The sequence below is a fragment of the Streptomyces saintjeani genome (assembly GCF_055409605.1).
Genome location: NZ_CP189624.1, coordinates 448,658 through 467,771, shown reverse-complemented (window position 1 = coordinate 467,771; position 19,114 = coordinate 448,658). Strand labels below are relative to the sequence as shown.

Annotated in this window: 20 protein-coding genes; 7 read left to right on the top strand and 13 right to left on the bottom strand. The window is 72.4% G+C overall.

Going from position 1 to position 19,114, the window contains the following annotated elements:
• Positions 1-115 precede the first annotated feature (115 nt).
• The 4 genes from ACQCO7_RS02170 (at position 116) to ACQCO7_RS02155 (ending at position 4,883) form a co-directional block, all read left to right on the top strand.
• A complete protein-coding gene (locus ACQCO7_RS02170) occupies positions 116-1,165 on the top strand; it encodes a LacI family DNA-binding transcriptional regulator (RefSeq protein WP_464070159.1) in 1,050 nt (349 codons plus the stop codon).
• Positions 1,166-1,245: 80 nt separating this feature from the next.
• A complete protein-coding gene (locus ACQCO7_RS02165) occupies positions 1,246-2,745 on the top strand; it encodes a glycoside hydrolase family 43 protein (RefSeq protein WP_464070158.1) in 1,500 nt (499 codons plus the stop codon).
• Between the two features lie 88 nt (positions 2,746-2,833).
• Positions 2,834-3,475: a dienelactone hydrolase family protein gene (locus ACQCO7_RS02160; RefSeq protein WP_464070157.1), complete on the top strand. Its 642-nt coding sequence runs from the start codon at positions 2,834-2,836 to the stop codon at positions 3,473-3,475.
• 82 nt (positions 3,476-3,557) lie between these two features.
• A complete protein-coding gene (locus ACQCO7_RS02155) occupies positions 3,558-4,883 on the top strand; it encodes a cryptochrome/photolyase family protein (protein WP_464070156.1) in 1,326 nt (441 codons plus the stop codon).
• Here ACQCO7_RS02155 and ACQCO7_RS02150 read toward each other — a convergent pair.
• On the bottom strand, positions 4,858-5,781 hold the full coding sequence (locus ACQCO7_RS02150) for a MerR family transcriptional regulator (protein WP_464070155.1): 924 nt from the start codon (positions 5,779-5,781) through the stop codon (positions 4,858-4,860). The two genes, ACQCO7_RS02155 and ACQCO7_RS02150, sit on opposite strands and share 26 nt — an antisense overlap.
• A 93-nt stretch (positions 5,782-5,874) precedes the next feature.
• Here ACQCO7_RS02150 and ACQCO7_RS02145 point away from each other — a divergent pair, with 93 nt between their 5' ends.
• Together ACQCO7_RS02145 and ACQCO7_RS02140 are read left to right on the top strand one after the other, a co-directional pair.
• Positions 5,875-6,399 (top strand): RNA polymerase sigma factor, encoded by a 525-nt coding sequence (locus tag ACQCO7_RS02145; protein WP_464070154.1) that lies wholly within the window; start codon positions 5,875-5,877, stop codon positions 6,397-6,399.
• A gap of 13 nt (positions 6,400-6,412) precedes the next feature.
• Positions 6,413-6,580, top strand: coding sequence for a hypothetical protein (locus tag ACQCO7_RS02140; RefSeq protein ID WP_464070153.1), 168 nt, complete (start codon positions 6,413-6,415; stop codon positions 6,578-6,580).
• Here the strand turns inward: ACQCO7_RS02140 and ACQCO7_RS02135 are convergent.
• From ACQCO7_RS02135 to ACQCO7_RS02085, 11 genes are all read right to left on the bottom strand, one after another.
• Positions 6,577-7,140, bottom strand: coding sequence for a hypothetical protein (locus ACQCO7_RS02135; protein WP_464070152.1), 564 nt, complete (start codon positions 7,138-7,140; stop codon positions 6,577-6,579). The two genes, ACQCO7_RS02140 and ACQCO7_RS02135, sit on opposite strands and share 4 nt — an antisense overlap.
• A gap of 129 nt (positions 7,141-7,269) precedes the next feature.
• Positions 7,270-7,659: a hypothetical protein gene (locus ACQCO7_RS02130; RefSeq protein WP_464070151.1), complete on the bottom strand. Its 390-nt coding sequence runs from the start codon at positions 7,657-7,659 to the stop codon at positions 7,270-7,272.
• A 10-nt stretch (positions 7,660-7,669) separates the two neighbouring features.
• A complete protein-coding gene (locus ACQCO7_RS02125) occupies positions 7,670-9,943 on the bottom strand; it encodes a hypothetical protein (protein WP_464070150.1) in 2,274 nt (757 codons plus the stop codon).
• 95 nt (positions 9,944-10,038) lie between these two features.
• Positions 10,039-10,332: a GNAT family protein gene (locus ACQCO7_RS02120; protein ID WP_464070149.1), complete on the bottom strand. Its 294-nt coding sequence runs from the start codon at positions 10,330-10,332 to the stop codon at positions 10,039-10,041.
• Positions 10,333-10,343: 11 nt separating this feature from the next.
• Positions 10,344-11,921, bottom strand: a complete 1,578-nt coding sequence (locus ACQCO7_RS02115; RefSeq protein WP_464070148.1) for an acyl-CoA synthetase — start codon at positions 11,919-11,921, stop codon at positions 10,344-10,346.
• A 76-nt stretch (positions 11,922-11,997) separates the two neighbouring features.
• Entirely contained in the window at positions 11,998-12,837 is an 840-nt protein-coding gene (locus ACQCO7_RS02110) for an SDR family NAD(P)-dependent oxidoreductase (protein WP_464070147.1), read from the bottom strand.
• A 3-nt stretch (positions 12,838-12,840) separates the two neighbouring features.
• On the bottom strand, positions 12,841-13,707 hold the full coding sequence (locus tag ACQCO7_RS02105) for an alpha/beta fold hydrolase (protein ID WP_464070146.1): 867 nt from the start codon (positions 13,705-13,707) through the stop codon (positions 12,841-12,843).
• A 13-nt stretch (positions 13,708-13,720) separates the two neighbouring features.
• Entirely contained in the window at positions 13,721-14,308 is a 588-nt protein-coding gene (locus ACQCO7_RS02100) for a 3-phenylpropionate/cinnamic acid dioxygenase subunit beta (RefSeq protein WP_464070145.1), read from the bottom strand.
• Between the two features lie 146 nt (positions 14,309-14,454).
• Positions 14,455-15,624, bottom strand: a complete 1,170-nt coding sequence (locus ACQCO7_RS02095; RefSeq protein ID WP_464070144.1) for an NAD(P)/FAD-dependent oxidoreductase — start codon at positions 15,622-15,624, stop codon at positions 14,455-14,457.
• Entirely contained in the window at positions 15,621-15,962 is a 342-nt protein-coding gene (locus ACQCO7_RS02090; protein WP_464070143.1) for a bifunctional 3-phenylpropionate/cinnamic acid dioxygenase ferredoxin subunit, read from the bottom strand. Before ACQCO7_RS02090 ends, ACQCO7_RS02095 begins: the two co-directional genes overlap by 4 nt.
• Entirely contained in the window at positions 15,959-17,272 is a 1,314-nt protein-coding gene (locus tag ACQCO7_RS02085; RefSeq protein ID WP_464070142.1) for an aromatic ring-hydroxylating dioxygenase subunit alpha, read from the bottom strand. The genes ACQCO7_RS02090 and ACQCO7_RS02085 overlap by 4 nt, the downstream gene beginning before the upstream one ends.
• 264 nt (positions 17,273-17,536) lie before the next feature.
• On the opposite strand from ACQCO7_RS02085, the gene ACQCO7_RS02080 reads away from it, so the two are divergent.
• Positions 17,537-18,331, top strand: a complete 795-nt coding sequence (locus tag ACQCO7_RS02080) for an IclR family transcriptional regulator (RefSeq protein ID WP_464070141.1) — start codon at positions 17,537-17,539, stop codon at positions 18,329-18,331.
• Between the two features lie 221 nt (positions 18,332-18,552).
• Here the strand turns inward: ACQCO7_RS02080 and ACQCO7_RS02075 are convergent, their stop codons facing one another.
• Complete coding sequence (locus tag ACQCO7_RS02075) at positions 18,553-19,113, bottom strand: helix-turn-helix domain-containing protein (RefSeq protein ID WP_464070140.1); 561 nt, start codon at positions 19,111-19,113, stop codon at positions 18,553-18,555.
• Position 19,114: the final 1 nt, after the last annotated feature.

The following is a 19,114-nucleotide window of genomic DNA, read 5'->3' as shown; positions in this document are numbered from 1 at the left end:
AAACTCTGGCTGTGCGGGAAAACTTTCGCTCTGTGCGGCGGAGAAATTAACACGGGGATCTACAAGGGGCCAGAGCCGGTGCGAGAATGCCCGTACGACGACGAGGAAGGCGACCTTGGAGGATCACGCAACGGACCGCGCGGCCGATCACGCGAGCGGTCAGGTGCCCGACGCGCCCCGGCCCGTCACCATCGCCTACATCGCCGAGTCGGCCGGCGTCTCCGTGCCGACCGTCTCCAAGGTGATCAACGGCAAGTCCGGAGTCTCCGCGGACACCCGGGCCCGCGTCGAGGCGCTGGTCGACAAGTACCGCTACCGCAAACCCGCCGGCGCCGGCCGCAGCAACGTCGTCGAACTCGTCTTCCGCGACCTCAAGGACATGTGGGCGGTCGAGATCATCCGCGGCGTCGAGGAGGTCGCCCGGCGCAACGGCGTCGGCCTCATGGTCTCCCGCTTCGGCCTGCACGACTCCGCGCCCGGCTGGGACGACACGGTCGCCCGGCGCCCCAACTGCGTCCTGTCCGTGGCCCAGCTCTCCGAGGCGGAACGCGCCCAGCTCACCGCCAAGGGCATCCCGTTCGTCGTCTTCGACCCCATCGTCGAACTCCCGGACGACGTCCCGTTCGTCGGCGCCACCAACTGGTCCGGCGGACGCGCGGCCACCCGCCACCTCACCGGCCTCGGACACCGCCGGATCGCCATGATCGGCGGCCCCCGCGACCAACTCTGCTGCGCCGCACGCCTGGACGGCCACCGCTCCGCCCTGCGCGCCGCCGGACTCCCCGACGACCCCGGCCTCGTCGTCCACACGCAGCTCACCCGCGAGGACGGCCGCGAAGCCGCCCGCGCGCTGCTGGCGCTGCCCGACCGGCCCACGGCGATCTTCACCGCCAACGACCTCCAGGCACTGGGCGTCTACCAGGCGGCGCGGGAAGCGGGGCTGCGGATTCCGGCGGACCTGAGCGTCGTGGGGTTCGACGATCTGCCGGTCGTCGGGTGGGTCGACCCGCCGCTGACGACGGTCCACCAGCCGCTGACCGAAATGGCGGTGGCGGCAACGGAGTTGGCGCTGTTGCTGGGCCGAGGAGAGGAGGCGCCGCAGGTGGGGGTGGAGATCGCGACGCGGCTGACGGTGCGGGAGAGTACGGCGCCGCCGAGAAAGTAATCCGGTGCTCGTGCGCGAAACTTTCTCATTCTCGCCACGACACTTGCCAACTCCGGGCGCCCCCAGGGATCGTGATCCCCATGGTCGCCCACCCCGTCCTCCCCGGCTTTCACCCCGACCCCAGCGTCTGCCGGGTCGGTGACGACTACTACCTCGCCTGCTCCAGTTTCGAGTACTTCCCCGGCGTACCGCTCTTCCACAGCCGGGACCTGCGGAACTGGACCCGGATCGGCAACGCCCTCGACCGGCCCACCCAGTTGCGGCTTCCCCTCGACTCGCCGTCCTCCGGTGGCATCTACGCGCCCACACTCCGCCACCACGACGGCCGCTTCTGGCTGATCGTCACGAACGTCAGCGGCGACGGGAACCTCCTCGTCACCGCCACCGACCCGGCGGGGCCCTGGTCCGAACCGGTCCTCCTGACCGGCGTCCACGGCATCGACCCCGACCTCGCCTGGGACGACGACGGCACCTGCTGGTGCACGGTCGCCGGCGTCAGCCAGTACCGCATCGACCCCCGCACCGGCGAGACGCTCGGCCCCGCCCGCCGCGTCTGGTCCGGCGCGCCCGGCGCGAAGGCCCCCGAGGCGCCGCACCTCTACCGCATCGGCGACTTCTGGTACCTCCTCATCGCCGAGGGCGGCACGGAACGCGGCCACGCCGTCTCCATCGCCCGGGGCCCCGCCCCCGAGGGCCCCTTCGAGCCGTGCCCCACGAACCCGGTCCTCACGCACCGGGGCACCGACGAGCCGGTCCAGAACACGGGCCACGCGGATCTGGTCCGGGCGCCCGACGGCAGGTGGTGGATGCTGTTCCTCGGGGTACGCCCGGGCGGGGGCACCCCGGGCTGGCACGTCCTGGGGCGAGAGACGTTCCTGGCGCCGGTGGACTGGGTGGACGGCTGGCCGATGGTCGGCGAACTCACGTCCCCCGCAGGCGAGTTCACCTCGGATACGCCCCACGCTCCCGCACCTCCCTTCCTCCGGCTCGACCCGCCCCACGACGACTTCGACCTCGCCGACCTCGCCCCCCACTGGATCTCCCTCCGCGACCGCCCCACCACCCACTGCACCACCAAGGACCGCCCCGGCTGGCTCACCCTCCGCGCCCGAGGCACCTCCCTCGACGCCACGGACGTCATCTTCACCGGCCGCCGCCAACAGCACCCCCACTCCCGCACCCGCACCCTCATCGACCCCTCCGAAGGCCGCGGCGGCCTCGCCGTCCGCCTCGACGAACAGCACCACTACTCCATCGAGGCCACCCCCGGCGAGGTCCAGGTCCGCGCCCGCATCGGCCCGCTGAACCCCGTCGTGGCAACCCACCCCCTCCCGCCCGGCCCCGTGGTCCTCCGCGTCGAGACGACCACCCCCGAGCCCCGAGGCGCCCGCACCGGCCCCGACACCGTCACCCTCGGCATCGAGAACCCCGACGGCACGTACGTCCAACTCGCCGCCCTGGACGGCCGTTACCTCTCCACGGAGGTCGCCGGCGGCTTCACCGGCCGGGTCATCGGCATGTACGCCACCGAAGGAACCGTCCACTTCGACTGGTGCGCGTACGAACCGCTCGGCTCCTGACCCCCGATGCCGGGGAACCACAGAATCTGCGCCCCCGCGCGTATCGGGACCGGGCGGCGGGGGAAGATCGGGGGTGGAGGTGAGGCGTGTGTCCGGGCAGGTGCGTGCGGCGGTGGTGGTGCTGCACGGTGGTGCGGTGAAGGACGTCCGGCCGAGCCGGGACCGGCAGCTCGCCGCGCTGCGGATGGGGCCCGTGGCGCGGGCGGTCGGTGCGGTCGTGGGGGAGGGCGTGGTGGTGACGCGTGTGCGGTACCGGGTCCGGGGGTGGAACGGCGATCGGGCCGACCCCGTACACGACACGCTCGGCGCGCTCGACGAGCTTGCCGAGCGGTACGGGGACGTCCCCACCGTCCTCGTCGGGCACTCCATGGGCGGGCGGGCCGCGTTGCACGCCGCCGGGCATCCGCTCGTCCACGCCGTGGTGGGGCTCGCTCCGTGGTGGCCGCCCGGCGAGCCCGTCGACCAGCTCGCCGGGCGGCGGCTCGTCGCGCTGCACGGCGACCGGGACCACATCACGTCGGCGACCGAGACCGCCGAGCTGGTCCGGCGGGCCGAGGGCATCGCCGTACGCGCCGACCTCGCGCTCGTCGCGGGCGGCGATCACGCGATGCTCCGGCGGTACCGCGTCTGGCAGCGGACGACGACGGCGCTCGTCGCGCACCTCGTCGACCCCGGGGGCAGCCCCGACCCGCTGCCGGCGGACCTGCTGCCGACCTCCTGGAATTCGTGACCGTTCGGAGCATCCGGACGCCGCTCCGGCGCGGAAGTGATCTGTGGAAGGCATCCCGTCCCGCTCCCGGAGTCACGCACTGATGAACGTCTCGGTCGTCCTGTTCACCTCAGACCTGCGCCTGCACGACCATCCCCCGCTGACGGCGGCCCTCGCCGGCGCCCGCGAGATCGTCCCCCTGTTCGTCCGCGAGCCCCGCTTCACGGCCCCGGGCCGGTCGGCGTTCCTCGCGGACTGCCTGCGCGACCTGGACACCGGGCTGCGGGAACGGGGCGGGCGGCTGGTCGTCCGCAGCGGGGACGCCGTCGAGGAGGTGTGCCGGATCGTCGCCGAGACCGGCGCCGGGGCGGTGCACATGGCGGCCGACGTGAGCGGGTTCGCGCAACGCCGGGAGGAGCGGTTGCGGCGGGAGCTGGGGGGACGGCTGCACGTCCACGACGCGGTGAACGCGGCCGTCGCCCCCGGTGCCGTACTCCCCGCCGGGTCGGACCACTTCGCCGTGTTCACGCCCTACTACCGGCACTGGGCCCGCACCCCGCTGCGCACCCCGCTCGCCGCGCCGCACAGCGTGCGGGTCCCCGCGGACGTGAAGTCCGAGCCGGTGCCCCCGGGACAGGGGCCCGGGGGCGAGACGGCAGGGCGGGCGCGGCTCGGCGCCTGGCTGCGCACGGGGGTGAACGCGTACGACGAGCGGCACGACGACCTCGCCGGGGACGCCACCTCGAAGCTCTCGCCGCATCTGCACTTCGGGACGCTCTCACCGGTCGAGCTGGCGCACCTCGCGCGGACCGTGCCCGGTCCAGGGACCGAGGCGTTCCTCCGGCAGGTCGCGTGGCGGGACTTCCACCGGCAGGTGCTGGCCGCCCGGCCCGACGCCGCGCACGCCGACTACCGTACGAAACACGACCGTTGGCGGACCGGGGCGGACGCGCGGGCCGACATCGCGGCCTGGCGGGCGGGGCGTACGGGATATCCGATCGTCGACGCGGCGATGCGTCAGCTCCTGCACGAGGGCTGGATGCACAACCGGGGACGCCTGCTGGTCGCGAGCTTCCTCACGAAGACCCTGTACATCGACTGGCGCGTGGGCGCCGCCCACTTCATGTCGCTGCTCGTCGACGCGGACGTGGCCAACAACCAGCTCAACTGGCAGTGGATGGCGGGCACCGGCACGGACTCCCGGCCCAACCGGGTCCTGAACCCGGTGACTCAGGCGAAACGGTACGACCCCGAGGGGGTGTACGTCCGCCGCTGGGTGCCCGAACTCGCCGGTGTGGACGGGCCGTTGGTGCACGAGCCGTGGCGTCTTGCGGGTCTGGACCGGATGTCGGCCGGCGACTACCCGGACCCGATCGTCGAACTCCCCTTCGGCCTCGCCCGGTTCAAGCGGGCCCGCGGCCTCGACTGACCACGTCGACGGCCTCCCGCAGACCGCCGGGCCACGGCATCCCTTCGCCGGCCCGGCCCAGCCAGCCGGGACCGGCGAGGATCACCGAGGGACCGCGGCGGGCGCCCTGGACGCCCCAACGGGTGCGGGCGAGCCGCCGGGGCACCGCCGGGTTCGCCGTCGAGCGGGTCTGCGCCCACAGGACGACGACGGGGGGTCCGAGCCGGTGCACGGCTGCCGTGAGGGCGGGTACGGGGAGGGCGGCGCCGAACATCCGCACGGGGAGGCCCTGTTCGGCGAGGGCGGCGTGCAGGGCCTCCAGGGCGAGGGTGTGCTGCTCGCCCGGCATGCAGGCCAGCACCACGGGGTCGGGGCCGGACGCCGGGCGGATGTGCCGGCGCAGGGCGGTGGAGACGTGCCAGGACAGGAGGTGCTCCACCTCGACGTAACGCTCCCCGGCGGAGGCCCACTTGCGGCCCACGGAGTGCAGGACGGGGGCGATGACGTGCTCCCAGGCGTCCGTTGTGCCGTACGTTTCGACCGCGGTGGCCAACTGCCGTTCCAGGGCGGGGGAGTCGAGCCGGAGGGCGGCTCGGGCGAGGCCCCGGCGCAGGTTGCCGAGGGCGAGGTTCGGCTCCGTGTCCGCGTGCCGGCTCCCGACGGACACCTGTGGCGCCCTTGCCTCCGCGATTCGCTCCTCGATGGCCACCCGTGCCGCCTCCGCCGGAGGTGCGCCCGTCGATGTCAGGTGGCACATCCGTTCCACCACCGCCACGTCGTCCGGGGTCCAGCGGCGGTGGGTGCCGTCCGGGCGGGTGGTGGGGCCGATGCCGTAGCGGAGGTCCCAGGTGCGCAGGGTGGTGGGGGCGATGCCGAGGCGGCGGGCCAGGGCGCCGGTCGTGAGGGCGGGTTGGTGCATGGGGACAGCCTTTCCTGAGAACCTTCCTCTTCGGGAAACGACGCACGACCGACGCGAGTTGAGGGGCGCCCCGAGCCTTCGCACGATGACGCCATGGAGCCCACCCCGATGCCGGACGACGAACTCGCGCGAGGCGTCGTCCAGGGCGACGAGTCGTGCCTCGCCGCCGCCTACCGCCGCTGGTCGCCGCTGGTGCACAGCACGGCCCGCCGCTCCCTCGGCGACACGAAGGAGGCCGAGGACGTCACCCAGCTGGTCTTCCTCGGCGTATGGCGGGGCCGCCACGGCTACCGCCCCCACCTCGGTACGTTCCCCGGCTGGATCATGGGCATCACCCGCCACCGCATCGCCGACGCACTCGCGGCTCGGACCCGCCGCAGCGAACTGCGCGCCACGCCCACGGCCTGTCCGGACCCCGAAGCGATCCTCGACCGGATCCACCTGCACGCCTGCCTCGCCCGGCTCACCCCGCCCCAGCGCCGGGCCCTGACCCTCGCCTACTACGAGGACCTCACCCACTCCCAGATCGCCGAACGCACCGGCTGGCCCCTCGGCACGGTCAAGAGCCACACCAGACGCGGACTCCACCAGCTCCGCCACGCCCTCGGAGAAGCCTGAGATCATTTACGGCATGGACATGAGAGACGTGCTGCTGGACTACGCGACGACGGACTTTCGCCTACGGCGACGCACGCCTCGAAGTCTGCGGCCGACGCACCCCGCGCTCACCGACCCCACCGCACCGGACACCGCCACCCTGCACAGCGTGGTCGTGAAAGACCTCGCGCACGCCTGCTAATCCTCGTCCTCCTCCTCGTACACCTCCCCGTCCTCCGCCTGCGACAACGCGTCCGTGATCAGGCGGGTGGCGAAGTCGTGGTCGTCGGTCACCCGGTTGATGTGTTCGGCGAGCAGTGTCACCGTCGCCTCCAGGGCCACCATCTCCGCCTCGGTCCACTGGCCGTACTGTTTGCGCCACAGGCTGGGGCTGAGTTCCATGGCGGAGGAGACGACGAGGCCGACCATGGTGGGGATGGCCTCGGGGCGGACGTTGCGGGTCATCTGGCGGAGGGTGGCGACGAGGCTCGGGACGACGTACTCGATGACGTCCCGGTCGTGTTCCGCGTGCGCCAGCCGCAGCCACTTCATGTATATGTAGATGAGCGTGCAGGCCCCGTCGAGGACGTCCCGCGCCCCCTGCGCGGTCATCGACGCCGTGTACTGGTCGATCATCTCCTGCTGCTCGGGATCCGTGGTGGTCCGGCCCGAGTACAGCGTCTTGAGCCGGGAGTCGATCATCATGAGCGCGGTGCTGACATCACCGATCGGTGCGTACGCGGGGTCGCAGGGCGCGGGCACGGAAGCCTCCTCGGACGGTCACGGTGGGCAACGCCTCGTGCTCGTACCGTAGACCGAGGGCGGCCCGGAGGTCCGGAGAATCCCGAAAAGGGCCGCCCCACAGGGAACGGCCCTTTCACGGAGAGGAGTTCAGAACCCCGGCAGCCCCTGCATCGACGCCGCGAGCTGGCCCACCGCCACCACGAGCGGCGTCACCGGCTGCACGAAGTCGTTGAGGCGGGTCAACGCCCGCCGGACGACGCCGGGTTCCGGCTCGGGCTCGGCCAACTCCTCGCGCAGCCGCCGGAGTTCCCGGCTCGTGGACTCCGGGTCGGCGAGCTGGACCCGGTGCAGCGCCAGCAACTCCTCGACGCGGGCGAGAAGTTCCGCCGTACGCCCCGCGTCGAAGGACTGGAAGGACACCGTGCCCGAGTACGCCGTCGCGCCCGGACCGATCGCCTGGTTGCCGACGTTGCTCGTGCCGCCGTACTGCACGACACCCTGGTTGATCCCCGGACCCTGACGGCCTTCGTCACTCATGCTTCCCCCTCTACTTGGCCGCGCCGCCCGCCGGGCTCGGCGCCGCCGCCCCGCCCGACTGCTGCTTCGGAATGCCTTGCAGCGCGGACGCGCCCGGACCGACCGCCTGGTTGCCGACGAAGCTCGTCCCGCCCTGCTGGATGACACCCTGGTTGAGGATGGTCTGCTGCTGCGCCCGGAAGTCGCTCGTGTCGTACCCGTGCGCGTCGAGGAACTCCCGGATCGCCGCGAACGTGTGACGCTGGATCAGCGCGGTGACCCGGTCGGCGTCCAGGACCTGGAAGTAGTTCTGGTACTGCGGGTCGAGCGCCATCTCCCGCACGCTGACCCGCGCCCCGTAGTCGTACCCGGGGTCCTGCTCCATCGCCTTCAGTTCGTCGTCCATCCGCCGCGAGTGCAGCTTCTCGAACTGCGCGTGGTGCCGGGCCCGGAAGGGCGCCGCCAGCAGCGCGCCGCCGGTCCGCCCGATGGCGTTCACCAGCACCCCGCGCCGCGCGTCCGCCCCGAGCCCGGGGCCGCGCAGCCGGTCCACCGCGTGGTACGCGGCGAACACCGGGCTCATGACGTGGTTGTCGATGTGCAGTTGGAGCGTCTGGCTGGCCGTCGAGAAGTGCAGCAGCACACTCGGTACGACGTCCCCGCCCCACAGCGGCACATGGACCGCGAGATAGTGCCGGACGTGCCCGGTCGGCCGCAGCATGATCTGCTCGACCTCCTCCGCCGCCAGCCGCGTCACCGGCACCAGCGTGTCGGCCCGCATGAACCGGTCGTCGTCCGTCAGCGTCGTCCCGTTGACGAAGACCCGGTCCTCGATCGTCAGCGATCCCAGTGCCTCTTCCCCGGCGGTCGCCTGGATCCGGCGGCGCACATGGGCGATCAGCTCGGTCACCGTGAACGGCGTCGTCTCCAGCGGACGCCCCGTACCCGTCGGATCGTCGGCGGCCAACAGCGGTACGGTCAGCGGGTACTTGGAGACGGTCGCCGCGTACCCCATCCAGGGCGCGTACCCGCTGTAGATCGTCACGTTCCCGTTCTGCGCCTCGCCGATCGCCGCGAGCCGCCGCGTGACCCAGTCCTTGCGGGGCGGCGCGGGCGGCGGCGCGCTGCCGAACGTCTGGCGCGTCATCGTCGAGCGCAGCAGCCGGTCGATCCGCGTCTCGTGCTGCACGACCATCGCGTACGCGGACGCCGCCGCGCCGAACGACACCAGCACGGCCGGGACGCCGCCCGCGTAGGCGCCGAGCAGCCAGGCGAAGAACCCCGGCAGCGGCGCCGAGGACAGCAGGACGGCGAAGAACAGGGCGACCAGCGCGATGATCCCCGCCGAGACCGCGGCCCCCCACAGCACCTTGCTGTCGGGATGGTGGCGGCCACGGGTCGACAGACTCGGCTGCACCGGACGCTGCACGACCCCCAGGTACATCCCGGCCGGGATCAGCCACAGCGGCGCGACCAGCGCGATGGCCCCGAACGCCACGGACAGCCGCAGGTCACGCGCGTGCCGCAGCTTCTCGGCGTGCAGGCAGTGCAGCGTCACCGCGACCAGGTCCACGTCCGGCGACGGCGCGACCGCGCTCGCCTCGTCCGCGAGCACCTCGTCCACCACCCGGCGGGCGAAGTTCTCGTCCGTGTAGGCCGCCGCGCACAGATACCGGGTGACGTCACCCTTCGTGCGCCCCAGCGGCATGCTCATCGGTACGGCGTCTCTCACTCCGACCCCCTGTCTGGTCCTCAGACTCGACAACGCCCTCACCCTCCTGGCGGACACGGTCGTACGTGTTCCGGGTGACCCCTTGGTCAGCAGTGCGAGGACGATGCCTGCGGCGAGGCCGAAGATGAGGCCCGAGCGCGCGAAGTCCTTCAGCACCGTCTCGTTGAACCTGGTGTCCGAAGAGTCCGCGGCGAACAGTTCGGGAACGAGCCACAGGACCAGGTACATCAGCTCCGCGGCCAGAACACTGCCGACGAGGCAGCGCAGCCAGCCCGGCAGGCGCGCGGGCAGCCGCGCCGGGAGCAGCAGGATTCCCACGAACATCAGCAGGGTCAGCAGGTTGTTGGAGACCAGGTAGCCCATGCCGCCGATGTCGTCGGGGTCGACATGCCACGACGGCGCGTACCCCGCGAAGGCGAGCCACCTCTGGAAGCCGCCTTCGTGATAGTGCTCGACGAAGTAGTCGTTCAGCGGGCTCTGCATCCATGGGCCGCCCACGCCGACCAGCAGCACCAGCATGATCAGGCGGCCCGATCTCGACCCACCCGCGATTCGCCATCGAGACACCGGCATTGGGGTTCCCCCGTCATCCCCGAAAACAGTGGCCGCACTCTATGGCATCCCCCGCCCCGCGCACCCCGAATCCGCGGAACCCACGTCGAGTCCCCTCAATGCGGCATGTCGTCCAGGGCCGTCGAAACCCCCATGACCTCCGGCGGCTCGGCCACGTACAGGACGACGGTCCCGGTGGGCAGGTCGGCTTCGGTGATCCGGCGGAACCCGGCGGACTCCAGGGCGAGTCGAGCCGAGGTGTCGTCCTCGGCGGGCGCGGCGACGAGCCGGCGGCAGCGGGGATGGGCGGCGAAGACGCCGGGGAGCGAACCGGGGGCCGGGAAGGGGGACTCGACCAGCAGATCGTGAGCGCCGTAGGGGTAGCAGGCGCGCACGGGGTGCCGGGACATCTGATGGATCGTCAAGAGCTTGCCGTTTCCCTGGTGTTGTCGACCCAGCGCCGCAGTTCGGCCTTGGCGAGCTTCCCGCTGGCGTTGCGGGGGAGCTGCTCGGCGACGAGGACCCGGGTGGGCAGCTTGTAGCGGGCGAGGTGACGGCCCGTGAAGTCGCGTACGTCGTCCAGCGTCGGCGACGTCCCCGGTGCGCAGGTCAGGACCGCGAGGACGGTCTCGCCCCACTTGGGGTCGGGGACGCCGATGACGGCCGCCTCCAGGACGCCGGGGTAGGAGTGCAGGACGCGTTCCACCTCCGCCGGGTACACGTTCTCCCCGCCAGAGATGATCATGTCCTTGAGGCGGTCGACGATGTAGTAGTGCCCGTCCGCGTCCCGGTGCGCGATGTCCCCGGTGTGGAACCACCCCGCGTCGTCGAACGCCGCCCGCGTCGCGTCCGGGTCGTTCCAGTACCCCGGCGTCACATTGGGCCCGCGCACACAGATCTCGCCGCGCGCGTCGGCCTCGTCGACGCGAACTCCCGTACCGGGATGGGTGATACAGACCTCCGTGTACGGCATCGGCGTCCCCGCCGACCCGGTCTTCTCCAGCGTCAGCCCCGCCGGGAGGTACGTCGCGAAGGGCGCCGTCTCGGTCAGCCCCCACGCCTGCTGGAGCAGGACCCCCCGCTCGCCGTACTCCGTGATGAGCCGCGGCGGCACCGGCGCCCCCGCCACGATCGCGGAGCGCAGCGCCCCGAGGTCGGCCTGGTCGAAGCCGGGTACGCGGGTGAGGGCCGCGTACATCGCCGGGACCCCGAAGAAGCTGGTCGCCCGGTGCTCGACCAGGTCGGCCAGGCACTGGACGGGGTCGAAGGCACGCCGCAGGACGACCGTGCCGCCCCGGAGCAGGGTGCGCAGCGTCAGCGCGTTGAGGCCGCCGATGTGGAAGAGCGGGGCGACGGCGAGGTTCACGTCGTCGGCGCGGGTGTCGACGACGCTGTCCACGTTGACGGCGTTCCACCACACGTTGCCGTGCGTCAGCATCACGCCCTTGGGGCGCCCGGTCGTCCCGGACGTGTACATCAGGATCGCGAGGTCGCCCTCGTGCAGCACGCTCCGCTCCCGCGCCGGGCGCCCGGCACCGAGCAGTTCGGAGAGCGGCGTCCACACGGCACCGGGTTCGGGCGTCGGAGGGCAGGCGGGGTCGGTGTCGACGAGGAGGTGACGGCGGGCCGGTACGCCGTCCAGGACCGACTCCACGACCTCCCGGTGCCCCTCCTCCACGACCAGCGTGTGCGCCCCGCTGTCGACCAGGATGTGCTGGACCTCGTCCGCCGCGAGCCGGAAGTTCACCGGCACGAACACCGCCCCGAGGTGCGCCGCCGCGAGGAACGTCTCGAAGAAGGTCACGCTGTTGAAGCCCAGGTAGGCGATCCGGTCACCCCGCCGCACCCCGTGCTCGGCGAGCCCCGCCGCCAACTCGGCCGCCGTACGGCTGAGTTCGGCGGCGGAGATCTCGCGGCCCTCGTAGACGAGGGCGGCGGGGGTCGGTGACTGGGCTCTGCGACAGAGCGCCGTGGCGGGACTGATGTCGACGGCGACCATGGCGTCGGCTCCTTCGGTGGGCGGGTCATACAGGGGCATACAGGGGCGTGCAGAGTCGTACAGGGGGCGGGGTGGCTCAGAGGCCGGCGCCGCCGGCCGCGCTGCGGAAGCCGCGTACGGCGATGCCGCCGTCGGCGGGGATCACGGCGCCGGTCACGGTGGAGCTGTTGACGCGGGAGGCGAGCAGGACGTACGGGCCGGTGAAGTCCTCCGGCTCGACGCTGGAGCCGTACAGCGGGATCAGCGGCGGCTGCTCGGCGCCGGACGCCTCGTTGCGGGCGAAGGAGTCGGCCAGCGTACGGTCCTGGAGGCCCAGGCTCTCCGGGCCGCGCAACTGGGTGCGCATCCCGCCGACGGCGACGCCGTTGACGCGGACCTTCGGCGCCAGCTCGTAGGCGAACTGGCGCAGCAGGCCCAGGCAGGCGTGCTTGCTCGCGGTGTAGAGGGAGCCGCCGCCGTCGGTGTGGAAGGACGCGTTGGACAGCGTCATCACGATGCAGCCGTTGCTCGCGACGAGTTCACGCCAGGCCGCCTCGACGGTGAGGGCGTACCCCTTGACGTTCACCGCGAACAACTCGTCGAAGGTCTCGGCGAGTTGCTTGCCGTCCAGGCGGGTCAGGCTGCGGTGGTAGTCCCAGATCCCGGCGTTCGGCACGAGCACGTCGAGCCGTCCGAACCGCTCCACCGTCGCCCGCACCGCGCGGTGCAGATCGTCCGGCTCCCGGACATCCCCGGTGATGGTCAGCATCCGCTCCCCGAGGTCGCCCGCCTCCTCGACGACCTCCCTCAACTGCTCCTCGTCGCGCCCGAAGACGGCGACCCGCGCGCCCTCGTCGAGGAACCGCAGCGCCACCGCGCGCCCGATACCGGAACCGCCGCCGGTGATCAGAGCCACGTCGCTGTCCAGCCAGCCCATCGCTCAGCCCTCCGCGAGGAAGCCGGAGACCAGCCGCTCGAACTCGGCCCGCCGCTCCAGCTGGACCCAGTGGCCGCAGCCGCCGAACACGTGCAGCTGGACGTCCCGGATCTGCTTCAGCATCAACTGGGCGCCGTCCAGGGTGATCGTGCGGTCGTCGCGGCCCCACAGCAGGAGGGTCGGCGCCTTGATCCTGTGCACGCGCTGCCAGAGCGGGTCCATGCCGTGGCGTTTGGCGAACGCGGCGTTGTAGCGGTGGTAGAAGGCGATGTGGGACTCGTCGAGGGACGCCTCGTAGCGGGCCTGCGCGGTATCCGTCCAGCGCTTCGGCTCGGCCGTCATCACGCCGATGAAGTCCCGCATCTTCTTCAGCGTCGGGCCCTCGCCGTTGTAGTAGCGGAACATCGCCTTCTGGCCCTCGGTCGGCGTCGGGCCGAACGGGAGCCAGCCGCCGCCGGGCGCCATCAGCACCAGCTTCTCGACGCGGTCCGGGACTTCGAGGGCGGTCGCGATCGCGGCGGCGCCGCCGAGGCTGTTGCCCAGGAGGTGGAAGCGGTCCACGCCGAGCGAGTCCAGGGTCTGGAGCAGGGCGTCGACGGTGATCTCGGTGATGCTGCGGGCGTCGAGGTCGGCCTCCGTCGGGCGGTAACTGCCGCCGAAGCCGGGCTGGTCGGGGAGGATCACCCGGAAACGGCCGGCCAACGCCGGGAGGTTCTGCGCGTAGTTGGCCACCGCGCTCGCGCCGGGACCACCTCCGTGCAGCATCACCAGCGCCGGACCCGCCCCCGCCTCGCTGACCGCGACGGTCCCCAGCGAGGTGGACACGGTGTGCTCGACGAGCTTCACCTCTGTGCTGTCTTCAGTGGTCACGAGCGGCTCCGGTTCACAGGAAGGTGCTGATGTTCTTGGCGAGCAGGACGTTCTGGTCGAGCAGGATCGTGCGGCGGGCGATCAGCAGCCCGCCGTCGCCGGTGCGGCGCAGGAGGTCCGTACGGCCGCCCGCGTACAGGTCGACCTCGCGTTCGAGCCGGTTGCGGTAGCAGAGGAAGTCCGAGGTCGCCGTGTAGGTGCCGGGCTCCTCGCCGGGTTCGACGAGGACGTTGGTGACCAGATGCCGGGTACGGGACGGAGGGTCCTCGGCCCACGCCATGCCGGAGTCGAACCGGCGGATGCGCCAGGCCAGGCTGGCCTTCGTCTCGTCGAAGATCGCGACCTCGCCGGGCGCCCCGTCGGCCATGCTCTGCTGACGGCGCAGCCGGTTGGTACGGACCGGCGCCCAGTAGTGGAGATCCTCGGCGAACAGCTCCAGCCAGTCGGCGTAGCGGTGCTGGTCGAGAAGACGGGCCTCGACGGCGTACAGACGCTGGACCTCGACGTGGAGGCGGACCTCGGCGTCGGGGACGAGGGCCGGGGCAGCCGGGGTTTCGGAGGCGTCCGGTGTCTCCGGGGCCTCCGGCGGGTGAATGCTCATCGGGGGGTCCTCCTGCGAGCCGCGTGGGGGTCATTCCAGCGCGGCGAAGATGGTTCGGGGAGCGCGTGTGCCGAGGGGTGGCACGGGGGGTGCGGTTCGAGGCGCGGGCCGCCGAGGGCTGGGTACGTGGTGCCCGGCGCGTTGCCTCACCCCCTCAGCAGCGCCCTCAAGTCGCAGCCCTCGTCGGCCAGCTGACCGGCGTCGACCTCGATCTCCCGGTCCATGATCCGGCGCGCGGCCTTGATGTCGCGGACCCTGTCGATCGCCGCCGCCGCGACCAGGCGGCCGGCGTGCAGGCCGAACGCCGTGAAGGTGCCGGAGGCGGGGGTGCCGCGCAGGACGATCCGGGAGGCGTCCGCCATGGTGCCGACCGCTTCGAGGCGGGAGCCGTGCCGGTCGGACCAGAACCAGGGGGCGCCCGCGGCGGGTGCGGGGCGGCCCAGGATGCCGTGCGCCGCGGCCTCGCCGTCCCGCTGGGCGGCCTCCCAGTGTTCGTGCCGGATCGTGTGGCCGTTCTGCCGGGCCACGTCGCCGACGGCGTACACGTTCGGATGGGAGGTGACCTGGCCGGCGTTCACCACGATGCCGTTGTCCACCGACAGGCCCGCGTCGGAGGCGAGTCGGGTGGCTGGACGGATGCCGATGCCGGCCACGACGGTGTCGGCGGCGATCCGGCGGCCGTCGGAGGTGACGACGGCCGAGTCCGAGACGTGGTCCACGCCCGCCGTGACGACCGCGATGCCCTCGGCGCTGTGCCGGGCGTGCAGGGCGCCCGCGACGGCGTCCCCGACCACGGCCGCGAGCGGCACCGGCACCGGGTCGACGATCGTCACCTCGCAGCCCGACGCCCGTGCCGCAGCCGCCGTTTCGGCCCCGATCAGCCCGGCGCCGATCACCACCACCCTGGCCCCCGGCAGCAGTCGTGAGCGCAGACGTTCCGCGTCCTCCCAGTCGCGCAGCACCCGCGCGCCGGGCAGCGTGCGCGGCGTACCGCCGGTCGCGAGGACGACCCGGTCGGCGGGCTCCCGCGTCCCGTCGGCGAGTTCGAGCGCCCCCTCGCCGGGACGGACCGCCCGGACCGGGGTCGCCTCGCGCAGGTCGACGCGCTGAGCCTCGTACCACTCCGCCGGTCGCAGCAGCACGTCCGTACGGCCGGCCTTGCCGAGGAGGACGTCCTTGCTCAGCGGGGGACGGTCGTACGGCAGCCCCGACTCGGCGGCGTACAGGGTGAGCCGGCCCTCGTACCCCTGTGCCCGCAGCGCCGCGCAGGTGGAGACGGCCGCGAGGCCCGCGCCGACCACGGCGATCCGCCTCATGCGTCGACCCCGGCGTGCAGCCAGATGCCGCCGTCCCGCACCTCGACGCGGTGCGTGCGCTGCGCGAGCGTCGCCGGCATGCACTGCGGCTCGCCCGAGCGCAGGCAGAAGCGGGCGCTGTGCAGCGGGCACTCCACCTCGCCGTTCTCGATCCAGCCCTCGGAGAGCGACGCCTGGCCGTGCGTGCAGGTGTCGTCGAGGGCGTAGTACGTGCCGTCGTCGTGGAAGACGGCGATCGCGTCGCCGTGGCCGGTCTCCTCGGCGGGGACCCGCAGCGCCTCGCCGTCCTCGATGCCGCCGGCCTCGGCGACGCGGATACCGGTGCTCGTCGTGCTCATCGCGTGTCCTTCTGCTCGTGCCACGCGGGCGTGTTCATCAGGTCGCGCCAGCGGGCGTAGAAGCCGCGCGCGGCGCCGTCGCTGTAGAGGCGGCCCGTCGTACCGGGGTGGATGCCGTCCTCGGATTCGAGGCCCAGGCCCATCTGGTAGTTGAGGGTCAGGGCGCCGGAGACGAAGCCGTGCGCGGTCGCCTGGACCTCGCTCCAGTTCTCGCCGTCGTCCTGCTCGAAGATCCCGGTGGGCCCGAACGTCCGCAGGTTGTACAGGCGTTGGGCGTCCTTCACCTCGTCCGGCATCGACCTGTCGACGACCGTCCAGGCCCAGACCTCCATCCTGTCCGGGCCCTTGGGGTGCCAGACGCGGATGGAGCCGTTGACGGGGAGGTAGGAGAAGTTCGGGAAGACCGTCGCGTGACCGGTCGTCATCGGCCCCTCGACGCGGGTGTCACCGAGGCGCGCGCGCAGCGCGTCGTAGTCGTACCAGTCGTGCACGACCCGGTCGTCGAACCGGCTCTTCGGGTGCGTGGGGAAACCGGCGCCGTGCCCGAGCGGGTCGGAGAACTGGCGGCCCGGCGTCCGCACGATCTCCGTCTTCGGGCCCTTGCCGGTGGGCGACATGACCATCAGCGCGGAGGCGTGCGAGATGTTGACGTGGTACCAGTCGGACGCGAACTGCTCGGCGGCGAGCTTCCAGTTGCCCTCAAGCACCCACTTGTGGACCCCGCCGACGACCTCCGTGCCCGCCGGATCGCGGTCCAGCATCGCGTCCAGGTACCAGGTCATTCCGCCCAACGCCTCGGCCAGCGGCGGCGCTTCGGGGTTCCACGTCCCGAACACCAGCCCCTTGTACGTCTCGACCTGCGCGACCTCGACCAGCCCCCACTGCTCGCGGTCGAAGTGGGCCGGGTAGTCCTCCTCGTTGGGGACGTTGACCAGCTTGCCGGACATGTCGTACGACCAGCCGTGATAGCTGCACGTGAACGCCTTCGTGGCGCCCGCGTCCGCCCGGCACACCCGCATCCCGCGGTGCCGGCACGCGTTGAGGAACGCCCGCAGCTTCCGGTCCCGGCCCAGCGCGACGATCACCGGGTCCTCGCCCATGTACGTCGTGAAGAAGTCGCCCGGCTTCACGAACTGGCTCTCGTGCGCGAGGAACAGCCAGCTCGGCGCGAAGACGCGGCGCAGCTCCTGCCGGTGCACGGCGGGGTCGGCGAAGATCCGGCGGTCGACGAGTCCGCGGTCGAGATCGAAGTACCCGCTGACGTCGAGGGCCGCTTCCCCCGGCCGCCGGGCGGTGTCGTATTGCTGCATGACCCCAGCAGACGGCACAGGGCTCCGAGCGGCCCAGCGGCCGTTCCGTGGTGCGGCACGCGGCTTCGGGCACACCGCGGCGAACCGTTTCGACGGCCGGTCTTTTCACTCAGTGAAAAGGGGCCCTGCCTGCGGCGACCACCGTGTGAGGGGCGGGGATTGCGGGCCTGCGCACAAGTCGTTTACAACTGCCACGTGTGTCTCATAGGTTGGACGGGCGTCCACTTCAATGGTCGTCAGGTGCTTCTTCCCCTGGAGTCCCCCATGCCTGTGCCGTCCTCCGCCGTCCATCCCGAGCCTGCGCCCGCGCCCGACCAGCAGACCGCGGTCGACAAGGCGCTGGTGCTCCTCAAGTCCCTCGCCGAGGAGGACGGGGACATCGGGGTGAGCGAACTGGCCCGCCGGGCCCGCCTCACCAAGTCCACGGCCTTCCGGCTGCTCGGCATCCTCCAGCGCAACGAACTCGTGGAGCGGGTCGGCAGCAACTACCGCCTCGGCACCCAGCTCTACGACATGGGCAACCGCGTCTACGGCCCCACCCCCCAGCTCCTCCAGGAACGGCTCCTGCCCTACCTCGCCGACCTGTACGAGCTGACCCACGAAACCGTTCACCTGGCGGTCCTGCGCGGCACCGAGATCGTGTACGTCAACAAGATCCACGGCCACCGCGTCACCCGCTCCCCCTCCCGCATCGGCGCCCGCCTGCCCGCGTACTGCACCGGCGTCGGCAAGGCCCTCCTCGCCTTCGACCACGACGCCGCCGAGGCGGCCGTCGCGGCCGGACTGGCCGCGCGCACCGAGTACACCCTCACCGACCCCGACCGGCTCCGCGCCGACCTCGGCCGTATCCGGCGCGACGGCATCGCCTACGACCGCCAGGAGGTCGCGCTGGGCCTGACCTGCGTCGCCGTCCCCATCATGGGACCCGGCGGCCGGCCGGTCGCCGCGCTCTCCGTCGCCGGCGCCGACCACCGCTTCGACCCCGCCCGCTACGCGCCCGCGCTGCGCAGGGTGGCGTACGCGGCGGCCCGCGTCCTCAGCGCACGGCCCGCCGCCTGACCGGGAAGCCGGCAGCGCTTGCCGGTGCCCGAGCCGCCGAGTTCCTGGTCCAGCCCGAAGCCCTCCTGCGCCCGGATGCTGCGCTGCAACGCCACCGGGCACGCTCGCCGTGAGCAGCCGCCCCCGGGGGTCCGCCGCCTCGACGTCCGGCCCCTGCGCTCGGCGCGGGGCCTTGACGGCCTTGCGGCCCGGACTCCCGTGGGCGTGCACGGCGGTCTCCGTCAGCGCCGCGAACCGCCGTACGGCACACTCACCACCACGTGGACGACGCTCTCGCCGTCCAGCGACTCGTACACGTGCGGCCGGTCGCCGGGATAGCGGACGGAGTCGCCCGCCGACAGCTCCACCGGGTTCTCGGCCGGACCCACCCGCACCCGGCCGCTCACCACGTACAGATGCTCCAGCGTGCCCACCGGGTGCGCCTCGGACGCCCCGCCCGCGCGCCGGCCGACCCGCAGCAGATAGTTCTCGACGACCCCCGAGCCGTACACCAGGCCGAGCGCCCGCGACTCGAAGCCGCCGCCGCACTCCCACTCCGCCTCGTCGCCCCGCTGCACGGCGACCGCCGGACGCCGCTCCGCCACCAGCCGGGTCACCGGCACCCGCAGCGCCTCCGCGATCGCGAACAGCGTGTCCACCGTCGGGTTGCCCGACCCCTGCTCCAGCCGCGACAGCGTCTGCTTCGCCAGCCCGGCCCGCCGCGCCAGCTCGGCCAGGGACAGGCCGCGGCGCTCCCTGAGCAGCCGGATGTTGTGGGCCACCATGGCGTTCTCTGAGGACACG